This window comes from Parapedobacter pyrenivorans (assembly GCF_014636865.1).
Taxonomy (GTDB): domain Bacteria; phylum Bacteroidota; class Bacteroidia; order Sphingobacteriales; family Sphingobacteriaceae; genus Parapedobacter; species Parapedobacter pyrenivorans.
In genome coordinates this window covers 2207474-2220827 of record NZ_BMER01000001.1, presented here as the reverse complement: position 1 = coordinate 2220827, position 13354 = coordinate 2207474, and the positions used below count along the sequence as shown (strand labels likewise).

13 protein-coding genes are annotated in these 13354 nt (G+C 50.6%); 1 reads left to right on the top strand and 12 read right to left on the bottom strand.

Annotated features, from left to right (window positions below; translation table 11 throughout):
• Positions 1-186: 186 nt before the first annotated feature.
• Positions 187-1392 (top strand): CynX/NimT family MFS transporter, encoded by a 1206-nt coding sequence (locus tag IEV98_RS08720; protein ID WP_188505468.1) that lies wholly within the window; start codon positions 187-189, stop codon positions 1390-1392.
• A gap of 37 nt (positions 1393-1429) precedes the next feature.
• Here IEV98_RS08720 and IEV98_RS08715 read toward each other — a convergent pair whose 3' ends face one another.
• The 12 genes from IEV98_RS08715 to IEV98_RS08665 form a co-directional block, all read right to left on the bottom strand.
• A complete protein-coding gene (locus tag IEV98_RS08715) occupies positions 1430-3265 on the bottom strand; it encodes a hypothetical protein (protein ID WP_188505467.1) in 1836 nt (611 codons plus the stop codon).
• Between the two features lie 136 nt (positions 3266-3401).
• On the bottom strand, positions 3402-3731 hold the full coding sequence (locus IEV98_RS08710; RefSeq protein WP_188505466.1) for a metal-sulfur cluster assembly factor: 330 nt from the start codon (positions 3729-3731) through the stop codon (positions 3402-3404).
• Entirely contained in the window at positions 3712-4992 is a 1281-nt protein-coding gene (locus IEV98_RS08705) for a hypothetical protein (RefSeq protein WP_188505465.1), read from the bottom strand. Before IEV98_RS08705 ends, IEV98_RS08710 begins: the two co-directional genes overlap by 20 nt.
• Before the next feature lie 33 nt (positions 4993-5025).
• Positions 5026-5862, bottom strand: coding sequence for a DUF2249 domain-containing protein (locus IEV98_RS08700; protein WP_188505464.1), 837 nt, complete (start codon positions 5860-5862; stop codon positions 5026-5028).
• Positions 5863-5874: 12 nt separating this feature from the next.
• Positions 5875-6822: an iron-sulfur cluster repair di-iron protein gene (gene ric / locus IEV98_RS08695; RefSeq protein WP_188505463.1), complete on the bottom strand. Its 948-nt coding sequence runs from the start codon at positions 6820-6822 to the stop codon at positions 5875-5877.
• A gap of 129 nt (positions 6823-6951) precedes the next feature.
• Positions 6952-7719 carry an ABC transporter permease gene (locus IEV98_RS08690; protein ID WP_188505462.1) on the bottom strand — a complete coding sequence of 256 codons (768 nt, stop codon included), beginning with the start codon at positions 7717-7719 and terminating at the stop codon, positions 6952-6954.
• Positions 7716-8447: an ABC transporter ATP-binding protein gene (locus IEV98_RS08685; RefSeq protein WP_188505461.1), complete on the bottom strand. Its 732-nt coding sequence runs from the start codon at positions 8445-8447 to the stop codon at positions 7716-7718. The genes IEV98_RS08690 and IEV98_RS08685 overlap by 4 nt, the downstream gene beginning before the upstream one ends.
• A 3-nt stretch (positions 8448-8450) precedes the next feature.
• Positions 8451-9698: a nitrous oxide reductase family maturation protein NosD gene (locus IEV98_RS08680; protein ID WP_188505460.1), complete on the bottom strand. Its 1248-nt coding sequence runs from the start codon at positions 9696-9698 to the stop codon at positions 8451-8453.
• Between the two features lie 13 nt (positions 9699-9711).
• Complete coding sequence (locus IEV98_RS24445) at positions 9712-10158, bottom strand: nitrous oxide reductase accessory protein NosL (protein ID WP_229738636.1); 447 nt, start codon at positions 10156-10158, stop codon at positions 9712-9714.
• The gene (locus IEV98_RS24440; protein ID WP_229738635.1) at positions 10155-10751 is read right to left on the bottom strand and encodes a hypothetical protein; all 597 of its coding nucleotides are present in this window, start codon (positions 10749-10751) and stop codon (positions 10155-10157) included. Before IEV98_RS24440 ends, IEV98_RS24445 begins: the two co-directional genes overlap by 4 nt.
• Positions 10752-10781: 30 nt before the next feature.
• Positions 10782-12752 (bottom strand): Sec-dependent nitrous-oxide reductase, encoded by a 1971-nt coding sequence (nosZ, locus tag IEV98_RS08670; RefSeq protein WP_188505459.1) that lies wholly within the window; start codon positions 12750-12752, stop codon positions 10782-10784.
• A gap of 38 nt (positions 12753-12790) precedes the next feature.
• Positions 12791-13255, bottom strand: a complete 465-nt coding sequence (locus IEV98_RS08665; protein WP_188505458.1) for a c-type cytochrome — start codon at positions 13253-13255, stop codon at positions 12791-12793.
• Positions 13256-13354: the final 99 nt, after the last annotated feature.

Below are 13354 nucleotides of genomic sequence, written 5' to 3'. Positions count from 1 at the left end.
TCCCATCTTCGCTAGGCGTTATGACCATACGCACAATCCGCAAGGAATAGATATCCACAATACAGCCGCCGTGTGAATAACTTATGGTGGACCGATCGATAATACCATTGTCAAAATGCGCATTCGCCATTAACATCAAGCGAATTAACACTACTTTCGCCGGCACAGCATCGGGAGATATGTGATATGACGAAAGAAGAAACAGCAGGGACGACACGTTTGGGTAAGTTTATTTTGCTTACTGGCATTGTCTTCCTGGCAACCAACCTACGAGCGCCCATTACCAGCGTAGGTCCCGTGGTTCCGCAGATTCAGGGCGCACTTCATCTTTCCAATACGCTGACCGGCCTGATCACTACCATCCCGCTATTGGCTTTCGCGGTGCTCTCCCCGATTGCGCCCAAGCTGGCGGAAAAGTGGAATATCGAAATCGTACTTTGGGTAGCTATTTGGGCCATTGCCATCGGGCTACTGGTTAGGATGTCATCCACAATTGCGTTGCTATTTGGCGGAACCGCACTCGTAGGCGGCGGCATTGCCTTCGGCAACGTCCTTGTTCCCCCATTTATCAAGAAATGGTTTCCTCAAAAAATCGGATTGGTCACCGGCCTATACAGCGTAGCGATGAACATTACAGCATCATTGGCTTCGGGCTTTAGCATAGCAATTGGTCATTGGACCGGTATGGGTTGGCAGGGCTCCATCGGTGTATGGTTGGTTTTCGCGCTCATCGCCATCATCATTTGGATCCCACAGCTGATGCGGAGCAAGGCAAAATCACGGAGCGACGAGACCGCGGCCCAGCGCCAAAAGGACACCTCCATGCTGCGGTCTAGGCTTGCTTGGCATATCACCGTGTTCATGGGGCTTCAATCGCTACTCTTCTACTGCGCCGTAGCGTGGCTGCCAGTCGTACTGCAAGATTGGGGTATGGCCTCCGAAACATCGGGTTGGGTGCTCTCGTTCATCCAGTTTACCCAGCTCCCCGTTGTCTTTATAGCACCTATCGTTGCGGGGCGATTAAAGAACCACACCCCCCTACTTTGGTTTGTCGGGGGCACGCTGGCTCTCAGTCTATTGCTGATCATCGGGTGGCGGACGCAGTTCATCATACCGGCCGTCATCCTCTTTGGCCTGGGCACGGGCCTTGCGTTCAGTCTGGTGATGATGTGGTTCGTACTCCGCACGGGAACCACGCGGGATGCCGCTCGGATATCGGGCATGGCCCAATCCTTCGGATACGCGCTCGCTGCCGCGGGTCCGCCGCTATTCGGCGCATTGCACGACTGGGCTGGAGATTGGGAAACACCTTTCTTTCTACTTGTTGCAACTACGCTGATCTTGCATATCACAGGCATGAAAATTACCAAACCACAAATCATCACGGGTTAGGAACCGATAGATCAGGTTCAGCTGGCCGAAGTTGTATCTATCGGACAGGTTTGCGGCTGCACGATTGGCTTTTAACGTAAAAAACAGGCAGCTGAAGCAAGATGCGCTCCGCGTCGGCAATGGCCGCCTTCATGTCGTCTATGTTCGTTTCGGCATACGGTTGCATCGAAGGCATGATGGATCGGTAGTATTCGATGCCGAGCAGGAGATTATCCCGGAACGTCCGGAAGTAAGCATCTCGCTTTTCGGTAAAGTCGTGCTGGTGCTTCTCGATTTCCTTTTTTAGGTACGTGATGTACAACCGCAACTCATTGACGAACAGGTTTGAACGGAAACGATTGTTCAAGAGATTGATTTTGCCATAGATATGCCCTACCATTTCCTTCAGGGATACTATTTTCGAGAAGTAGGCCAAGTTGGGGCCCGGGCATATCGTTACCGCCCTAAGGTTGTGCTTGGGTGGCATATCGTTGACGAGCACCGCCGGCGCAGCGAGCCCCTCACATAGGCAGTCTTTTTCCACAATAGCGGCAGCGGCTTCTTGGTACGCCTGCTCATCGGTACTGTTAATCCGCGCTTCGTTGAGCTTCAGGTTTTGATACTGCCGGGAAGCTGTGCAGATAGGCCTGTCGGTAAACTCTGTATTGAAAGACAGGAACTTCTTATGGCACGGGCTGCCGGGGCGGTTTTTGGCGATCCGAAATTTACGCTGCTCCTCGGAACTGCTCGGCCGGAAGTTATGGAACGGCACGCCCAACGGTGAGGCATTACTGAGGTAAAAATCACTGGGCTGCGCATTCGCTAACTGCTGGAGCGTATCTTCATCGACATTGGTGGCCTCGGGCACCAACAGGAAGGGGCTACCCCAGCCGGTCCCATCCAACTGATAATAATCCAACAAGAAGCGGTCTTCGCCAGCTGTACCGATTCCGCCCTGCACCGTGATGCGCTGTTGGGGATCCGTTTTGAACCCCGGCCGGCTTTTACCGGCAAGCGCAGCCTCGCATAGCCGCTTTAATTCTCCATACAGGGCATCACGCTGCGTTTTGAACGCCTCCATGATTGGTCCCAACAATACGCCGTCGCTAACGAACGCATGCCCGCCACAGTTTAGGCCAGACTCGATCCGGAATTCCGACACCCAGAGCCCCTTTTTCGCCAACAGTTTACCTTGGATCAATGCCGATCGGTAATCACTGACCTTCAAAATGATCCGCTTGGCAAGCCTGCCGTCTTCATCCGGAAAGAAATCGTCGAAATTTTCAAAATAACTGTACAGCCGGGGATTCAATCCTGCCGACAAAATGACGGCCGAGCGAAGCCTGCTCCTGGCGAACCCCCGCAATGCGGCCGATGCATCCGAATACGCTGGCGGCAATGGTGTACCATCCGGAGCGTAATTGGTTTTGTCTACCTTAGTCATGATATTCACATCGATCGCCCCAGCCCTCACAGCGGCGCGAAGGCCCATGGCTAGTCGGTCGCGCGCTTCGCCGCTGCTGGCGCACATGGTAAGGTATTCGCTTCTCAATGGCGATCCTTCCGGTAGCAATTCGAAATAGCGGGTGAGATCGCTACCCGCCTCAAATCGGTTGCTACGTAGCTGGCACACCTGCTGATCCACAATATCGTATAGCAGGTTGAGGTATGCCGTGATCCGCTTAGCCCGATAGTCTTCGGATTTAGGTGAAATGGGACTAAAGGGACGATCGAATGCCCTTGCGTGGCATTCACGCATCTGTTCCACCAAGTGGTCGTCCGCCAAGGACAGCGCGGACGATATCCCAAACCGCGCCACTTTCAAAGGCGTATCGATCGTGAATCCCAACCCCATTACGGGTATATGAAAGGTATGTTGATTGGCTGTATTCATTTGTGTTTTTTCAATAGTTGACTCCGTCATGCATTCGATTCGATGCGTCCGTACAAATTTAGCGGTTCCATACCCAGGCAAGATGACGTTGGTCATCAGCAGAAATGACGGACGTCATAAATCGAAAAACCGGACCCTATTCCAGTCCCAATTGCGCTTTTCCTTCATCGGTAATCATGTGGTAGTTCCACCGAGGCTCCCACACGACCTCGACCTCCGTTTCGCGGTCGGAGAAGGCGGCCGTGAGCGCATTTTTCACGCCGCCGGTAATCGCTTCTCCCATGGGGCAGCCCGGCGTAGATAGGGTCATTGTCACCTTCACCTTCGTTGCATCGGTAAAATCGACGCCATAGACCAAGCCCAGGTCGACGACGTTGACGTACAGTTCGGGGTCAATCACCTGCATCAGTGCCGTCTGCGCTTTAACCAATTCCGCAGCAAACGGATCATTGAGTTTTATTTCCATCTGTAATCATGGGTTTGTGAAAAATTGTCTTGGCCACATTAGCGACATACACCGCCGCCAAAATCATCCACAAAATCAGCGCAACGCGGACTACCGGCGCACAGTCGGCGATCAGCCCGATAATCAGCGATACGAATGCCGATAGATACAGGTAAAACTGGTAGCCGATAAGCCGCTCATTATACAATTGCTTCGGCAGGGGTACGATCACTTTGCCCGTGAGGTGCCGGTAATGGCTGGTCCAAACAATGAAGGGCAATGTTTTGAAGGTCGTGCCCAAGATAATGGCCGTGATCCAACCTAAGAACAGGAACGTACCATACAGCGATACCCAACGGCTATCCGAGAAGTAGAAGGCCACCGGTAGTAGCACAAACCCCACCGCCAAGTTGAGGAACGATATAGCCGTATGCTTCATCAACGGCTCTATTTTCCGACGCAGGCGGTTGCGGTACACGTCGGCCAGGTAAATCAGCCACGCCAACGTACCCAACGCGACAATACCTGCATAAATCAGCATTTTTGCCGTGATGGGATTGAAGTAACCATCGGCGAGGAACAAGATCAATCCGATATTCTGTAGTACCAATGCGGTATAAAGTAGCCATTCCCGTTTCGACTTACCCAATAGGAACATCGGTACCAACTTGGTACTCACGCCGGTTATCAACTGAAGGAACCACCCTGCAAGCCCTGCATGCGCATGAAGTTTCAGCATATCGAGGTGATTGCGCGGAATGAACGTATGGCTTAGGTTGATAGTCAGTAACAGCCCGATGATGACGGTAATAAACAGCCACAAAGCCGAACTCACCAGGAATACCTGCTGGACGTTGACCCGTTGTTGCCGCGCTGCGGTCGCACAGGTATTGATGGCATAGAGCACGGCGGCAACTACGACCAGTGCACCACCGGTAATCATCAATACGCCGACTTCAAATACCCAAAATGACCAGACTAACAGCAGGGCACCAACGGTGAGCATGACGTACGAAGCGACAGCAAACGGTACGCTATACAAATCACGTTCGCAGATAACTGGCAGTAACTGATAGGCTGCCCCGAAGATGATCATGGTACCCCAACCCAATGCTGCGGCGTGGACAATCGCCAGCAAATGGGGACTGAAGTGATGCCCGGTCAATTCACCGGCAGCCACGAAAAGCAGCACGGTCAGCAAGGCAAAAAACAAGGCTCCCGTGCCATAAAACGGCAATACAGCCACGCGGTGAGGGGCCCTTCCGATATTGAGCGCTACCATGTCGATGTGTGATTAACGATCCCGTACTAAAGGCTAGCTACGCCTTACAATCAGCAGTTTTACGTCTCCCTCCCCCGCTTCGTGGATATGCGTCCGATAAGCCATATCGGTAAGTTCTTCCAACAGGTGCAGCGGTACCCGCTTATGCAGCACATAGAGCGCTTGGCCGGCCACCAGCGTAGGCAATGTCTCGAGGATAGTCTCCATCGGTTGCGGCATCGACAGGTGTCGGACATCGAGCCAAACAAGTTGTGTCTCGTTATACGCTGCCAGTACCCGGCCGAACGATGGGCTGTCGTGCATCATTACGCGATCCGATTGAGGCGCTTCCAACTTCCTCTCCGATACACCCTGCTTGAAAAACCATGTATGATACACCTGATCAGCCACGGTTTCCACGAATGTTTCAGCCCCTTGCTTTCCCAGCAAATTAATCAAGGGATAGGGAATAAACGTGTTGATGATGCACAGCAGGTTACCCATCGGCAATGCGCGGTAACGCTGCACAATCGCCTTCAATGGATCATTGCCCGATTCAATCAGCTCACGTACATCAAAAACAGCAACCGAAGCTTCATCCCCCGCAGCCAACCAGTCCGGACGCTGCTCTTTTCCCTCCTCCTTACGGTTATCGGCTAATTCCTCCTCTACAAACTGAAAGCCCAAAGGCTCCAACGCTGCCCGGATCGCTGCCAGGGAGCAGCCGCCAATCGCAGCTGCTTCAGCCAACGTGACCCGCGGGGCCATCACCCGGCGCAACAACGGATTCTTCAATTTGCGTAAGGGTTTCGCCAGCGCTGCAATTGCCGCGATGCTATCTGCGTTCGCCCTGATGACTTCAGCGACCCGGGTGTTTTTGTTGATCACCATTGCTTTTCCTCCTTACCAGGTTCCCGCACCGCTAAAGCGTTCCTTTTCAAGCTTCAAGGCTTTTGGAAACAGGATGTTGTTTTCCAAGTGGATATGCTGGAACAAGTCGCTTTCGAATTCCTTGATCTTCTGGAAAAGATAGGTATATGAATTGCAGGCATCGGCCGGAAGCTCGTAGTCTTTTGTCAGTTTCCGCAGCGTCTTGAGCTCATCGCCGGCCGACCCGTGCTCGGCTTCCATCATGTGAATGGGGCCTTTGATGTCAATACTTGTTTGTCCGCTCCCGCTACTTGCCAGCTCTTTAATTGCCGGAAACAGTACCCCTTCTTCCTTCTGTACATGGCTATACAATTCGTCCATGAGCCCCTTTAAGCCATTTGCCAATCCAACAAGTTCGGGATGCGAAGTGCCATGACGCGAAGCGACTTTCTCGGCAAGCTGTTCGATGATCGGCCCGCTTTCCCGGATATACTTGTGGTGGACATTGTAGATGTAGTCCGCCAAGAAACTCAAATCCCAGGAATCAAAATCGTGTGTAACTTGCCCTCCGGCCACCGATTCCGATCGGTCCAAAGCCGCTTGCACCTGCTCCTCCGTCAATCCCGCTTGATCGATTGCTTCCTTGAGGGTTTGCTTACCCCCACAACAAAAGTCGATACCCAGCCGCTTGAAAACCTCAGCCTTCCGCATGTCTTTGGCGGCAATCTCGCCTACAGTTTCTTCCGCGGCCGCGGGCTTGGCTAGCTGCACTTGCCAATGCCGGGGCCCTGCCTCCAGGTATTCCCATGTGAAGCTATTGCCCCGTTCTCCCAATAACTGGTAATAAAGCGGCTTCGGATCATGGTCGTTATGGATAATGAAGCTTTCTCCTTGCTCCAACGCGTCGAAGTGCTCAAAAATCGTCGGATGTTTCAGCCGAGGTTCAATCCGGGTAACATCTAATATTGCTGTTTTTATCATGATTATAATGTTTATTGTTAATGATTTACTAATATCGGATATTTTTGTCCTTTATTTACAATCAACGTTATTTTTGACATTCCGTTGTTAATTCATTCGAATTTGATTCGAGGATAATCTGTCCTTATCCTAAAGGTCCCGTCGATCAAAAAACCTCAGCGAAAACCACATCGGGGCAACCAGCCAAAGGAGCAGGACGACGCCAGTGATTGCCATCCCCCATCCGGTGCCAAAGAAATTCCGGAATACGGCACCGGTGTATCCCATCATCGCGGATAAATCGACCTGTAACAAAATCAATATCCTGCTGATATCAATAGGATTGAGCATGGATACGGCAATCATTCCATTTTCAATCGGATAGTCTGAAAACTGGAATAGGATGAAGAGTACCAAGGCATCAAACAGCAGTGCAAAATACAACCACAGCAGCATCGATAGCCCGATGCCTTTCGCCTTGTCGCGAATGCGTACCGCAGCCCACATGGCTATCGATACAAAGACGAGCGATAGCAGGACACCGCACGCCAATAGCACCATACCCGAAACTGTGAATGCATACAGGACAATGGGAATCCCTACGCCGATCAAAAAAGCCAATCCCAAGGCGCCGGCAAGCCCCGCGAAGACACTCATCCATATCATTCCTCGCTTCAACGGCTGGCTCACCAATAACTCAATGAACTCCGCACTATTATACAAGTATACCGTGGAAAAGACAATGCTCACCAAGGGCACGACAAACAACATGATATTCAACAGGCTAATCACCCCTTTGTCCGCATTGTCTTCGATATTGAACACGCTAAACGACAACACCAACAGCACCACCGCATATACCAAGACTGCCCGGCTCCGGAGCAAGTCAGCGATGACATATTTCATGATTTTGTTCATGCGATTACCTCTTTCATCATTTCTTGATTAGCCATGACCTTCGCGATCGCTTTGGCTAGTCGATCTGCCCCGGTTTCCTCCTTGAGGGTCTCCAACGACTTGTGAAAGAGCGGCCGGCCTTCGTGCATATAGATGACTTCCGTCGCCAAGTCATCCAAATCGCTCAGTACATGCGACGTGATGACGATCAATCGGTTTTTGCTTTTCTCGGCCAGGATCTTATCCTTCAATAATTCCGTAGCCACCGGATCAAGACCTGCGGTAGGCTCATCCAAGATGAGCACCTCCGGGTTGAACATAAATGCCAGACAGGCACTGACCTTCTGCCTCGTCCCCCCCGATAGCGTGCCCATGCGTTTTTGCAGCATCGCTTGCAGCCCGAAGACTTCGAACAGGTCACGGTCCAAGGTTTCTTCCGGAACTTTACGGATATCTTTCATCATGTCCAATACCTGGCCGATGGTCATATTCTCCGGATACCGACCGATTTGTGGCATATAGCCTATTCCGCGACGGTACTCCCACTGCCGGCCGACCGATTCGCCCTTGAAGAGCACCGTACCAGACTGCGGCATCACCATGCCCAATATGGCTTTGATCAAGGTGGTCTTCCCGCTTCCGTTAGGTCCGATCAACGCTACGCACTGTCCACCTCGCAAGTTGAGCGACACATCGCGAAGTACCTGAAAGTTTCCAAACCGCTTGGATATGTGTTGGATGGTAATCATAATCTACACGTCTATGGGTTTCATCAACGGAAAATCGTCCTTTAAGTTTTCGGGCGTGAGGCTGGGTATTACGCGCTCGGTACGATCAAGCAACATGACGATAAAACTCCGGAACAACAACATGGCCATCGGGAATTTCTCCACCACCATGGAATACAAGCTAACCGGCCGAAAAGGCACATCCCCCTCGTGGTCCTTATCCAAATCGTAGCCTTCATATTTATCCCAGTAGTTACGCGCGAACGTATTGAGTACCAATGAACCGTTGGTGGCGACATCGAAGGTGTTCTGCACGAAATTATTTTCCGTAACAACGTTATCCATACAGCTGGCCTGCATCTTCAATGCCCAGCCGTTCCCTTCGAACTGGTTGCGCTGCATCTGAACCCGATTACTGCCTTCCATCAATATCGCCGTCGTATTGCGGGAAAACACATTGTGCTCGATGTGACTATCGGTAATATCCTTGAGCAACAACCCATATGCCGCGTCACCCCAGTTTTCATTGAATGTATTATGCGCCATGCGAACGTGCTTGGTGTACATGACCGCTACCCCTGCGCCGTTTCCGGTGAAGGTATTGGCATAGTAGCCATTGTCGTGCGAAAACATGAAATGAAGCCCATAACGGCGATTATGCAATGCATGGTTATCCCGCACTTCGGTACGTGTCACAAACTCCAGGTATATGCCATCCCGATGACCAACTATGGTATTACCGGCAATGTAGAGACTGTCACTTTTCCAGCTGTGTATCCCGTTGCCGGTCAGCTGTTCGGTTTCTCCATATGCTGTAAGCTGGTTATTGCGTACGGTACACTGTTTGGCGTTCTGCATATAAATACCAAAGAAGTTGTCGTCGAGGATATTATCCGCAATCGTTGCATGGCGGGTGTCGTAAATTTTTATCGCGGCGATATCTCGTATCGACGATCGGCCTGATGCCTTAATCGTAAATCCCCTGATTGTCACGTTTGGCGCAAAAACAGAAAACGGCTCATGCTGCTTTTCACCGTCTATCACCGGATTACCCACACCAATAAGCACCACACGTTTCCGGATAGCAATATTGCCTTCACGGTAGACACCTGCGTGCACACGAATAGTGTCCCCATCAGCGACTAAGCCCAACGCATGGTTGATGGATTTGATGTGATACGATGCGCCCACCTGGATGGTAGCGGCATAGGACATGCCGCTTACCGCCAGGCAAACAAACACACAGAAAACAACATAAAAATACCTGGTCATGTTTATCCGTCACTTACTTCCAGAGATCTTCCCAGGGCAAACGCTCGCCGCCATGGACTTCCCATACTTTTTCCAGATCTGCTTCATTCGCAAATGCGGCCACATCTCCCCGCATGGGGCTTTTCAACGATTCGCTCCTCAACAGGAAAAGCCCTTCCGCCGGCAACAACTTATTTTCATTGGCGTAATCCGGCACGTAATAACGCGACACGTCTTCCGGTGCAATCGAGCCGGCTTTTACGAAAGCAACCATACATTGCACATCGTCGAAGTGGTACGGACGCCCTTTGGTCGTTACCAACTGGCTACCGAAGCGCGCGTCGCTGATGGTCATTTTACAATGAGCGCATTGATCTTTTCCGTAATTGATGGGCTTTGGCCCGTCACTTCCGCAAGCTTGCATGGTGAGCACCAGCGCCACACCCAAAATCAGCAGCCTTACTAATCCAATGTTTTTCATGATCCTTGTTTTACGTTTCCGATGCGCCATTCAGTGACCGAACAGTATGCCAATAACAAGCCGCAGGCAATGAATACCCACCCTCCGATATCCGGTATTGAAAACGCACCGAAATTGAGGAGCTGCTTGAATCCAATCATCGGCGGTTGATAGGCCATACCAGGCACCTTGATCGGTGCCGAAGGATCCAAGTCGTGGCCGTAGTTGTATAACCACTGCCAGAAATCGACCATGGATACGATCCCGAAAAGCAGGAATGCCCCAAGCAACACATACAGCCATTTCCGCCGGCCCAAGAGTCCTACGGCAATGAATGCCAACCCGTAAATTCCGATGAGATAGGGTAGCACCGTGAATTCGATGAAATCTTCGGCATGAAGCGTTTTCATCCCAATGTAATGGTTCAACCCATTGATTACATCGACCTGCCCATCCAGTTTATAGCTGTAAATCAACAATTCTAGACCTTCGGGGTACTGTGCCGCATCCAGCTCAATGCGCCATATCGGCAATGCGATGACGGCAAGCAGCGCCATACCACCGATGAGGAGTATGGCCCTGTGCAATGACTTTATGCGCTGATGATTCTCCATTAGAACAACTTTTACTAAGGCAATAAAGCCCTATTTATTACCTGTGTAGGATGTAAGGGCTACGTTACTTCCTTTGGGCGATACCCTAACATATCCCGACATCTCTTGGTGTAAGGCCGAACAGAAATCAGTACAATAGAATGGGAAAATGCCTACCCGGTCAGGTACCCATTTGATTGTTTGCGTTTCACCGGGCATAACCAGCAATTCCGAATTACCCGCACCTTTGATCGCAAATCCGTGTGGCATATCCCAATCTTGCTCAATATTGGTTATATGGAAGTACACCTCATCGCCCTGGTGTATACCTTCGATGACATCGGGAGTCAAGTGAGAACGGATTGTCGTCATGTATACACGTACAATATTTCCATCACGCTCTACACGCGCCTCAGCCTCACCATTCGTCTTGAAGGGGTGGTTGTTGTTATTGATATCGTATATCTTCAACGATTTATCCTTAATCAAATCAGCTGGTAATGACTGTGCATAATGTGGCTCGCCGATGGTCGGGAAGTCGAGCAACAGCTCCATTTTGTCACCACTGATATCAAACAGTTGCGCACTGTGGGCGAGCTCCGGTCCGGTAGGCAGGAATCGGTCTTTGGTGATTTTGTTGTAAGCAACCAAATACTTGCCATAAGGTTTTTTCGAATTTCCTCCAGCTACCATCAGGTGACCAACGGAATAGTAGGTGGGCTGCCTATCGAGGACTTCCAGTGTTTTGATGTCCCATTTCACCACTTCTGAAGAGACGAAGAACGAGGTATAGGCGTTTCCTTTGTCGTCAAACTCCGTGTGCAACGGGCCCAACCCGGGTTTTTCCACTTCACCGTGCAAGGCAGATTCGTACTTCATAACCGGAATGCCATCGTAGCGCTCGCTTTCAAAGTCACTATTGCCGATGGCGTTCTGCAGTTTCTCAAAGCTAAATACCGGAATCAACGCTGCTAATTTCCCACTACCTACGATATACTCGCCTGTTGGACTCACGTCAGCGCCATGGGGTGATTTCGGGCAAGGTATCAAATACGCCAAGTCATCAAAATCGGCGACGTCCAGTACGGTGACTTCGGTTTTGATTTCATGGGTAGCTGTGTGGGTATGTTCGTCATACTTATTGTGTGCGTAACGTACATTGGTTTGCTTTGTACCTTTTCCGGCTTTGAAATATTCTTCGGCTTTTTTCCAGTTGATAGCCATGATGAAGTCCTTGTCATTCTGAGATGCGTTGACTTCCAACAACGTGTGGGACTGCTCCGAGTTGTAGCAGCTGATAAAGAGCCAGCCATTGGACACGCCTTTTCCGGCACTGGACAAGTCGAAGTTCAGCCCTGGGGTTTTTAACTGGAAAGCGATATCAAACTCGCCTGTCTCTTTATCCACGCTCACAAAACTAATATGTCCCTTAAAATTTTCCTTGTAGGAGTCGATCGGCACATCACTGGCTGGTCCATCCGGTGGAACACTGAAGCGAGTTGCCGCAATGACATATTCCGAATTTTCAGTGGTAAATGGTGAACAGTGATTACCGCCCGTGTTGGGAATCTCAATAATCTCAGATGTCCGGTAAGTTGTGAGGTCTATCCTCGCCAAACGTGGGGTATTGTTGGAATTGGCAAATATCCACTTGCCATCGGGCATTCCGTCGGTAAAAGATGATTCGATGTGGTGCAGGTCATCCCAAGGAACGAAACCATGGGATGTCATCAACATAGGTTTCGTTTCCTCGCTGAATCCCCATGCTTTCTCGGGATCTACCGAGAAGACGGGAATCACGCGGAACAGGCGACCACTGGGCAGTCCATACACACTCATCTGCCCGCTGAATCCGCCCGAGGTGAACGTATAAAATTCGTCATACTGCCCGGGAGGTACATACGTCCGTTGTGCCGCATTTCCAGAGACAGCGCTTCCCGCACCTTTGGGTCTACATGCACTGAAGGATAGCGATACCGCGGTTGCGGCAGCCATCCATAGGAGATATTGTTTTGGTTTCATTATACGATATATTGAAGGTAATTAATAAAAAAGTATCGCTATTTAACACCATCGTTCTCACGCATGAATTCGAGGATCTTGCGAGCATCCTCGTCCGAAAGGTTCTGATTTGGCATACGCACCAAACAGATTTCAAGCTGGGCCTGCAATTCAGGATCCTTGTCAATCATGGGATCGGGGTTGGTAATGAAGTTCATGATCCATGCCGGTTGGTGTTTCGCGGTCACACCGGACCAACCCGGTCCAACCAAGCGTTCATCGGTATATTTATGGCAGCTTGCGCATTTCAGGTCAGCGATCACCTTTCCATCCTTAGCCATCGCGACATCCAACTTGTCTCCTACTTCCACGTTGTCAAACTTTCCCAACCCACGATTAGGATCATAATCCGACGGTTGTTGCTCAATCGAAGCCCTTGAATTATTTTCCGAACCTTGCTTTCCGCTTTGGGAGCATGCATACAGCGCTATCCCCAGCGTAAGTAAAACCAGTAACTTTTTCATTTTTGTTTGCCCATTTTGTTTGATATGTCGTTGATTTTCATCCTAGGCAAAACTACCCGGTACGGAGCGTCGATTTTATGCGTGTAGTCACAAAGTCAC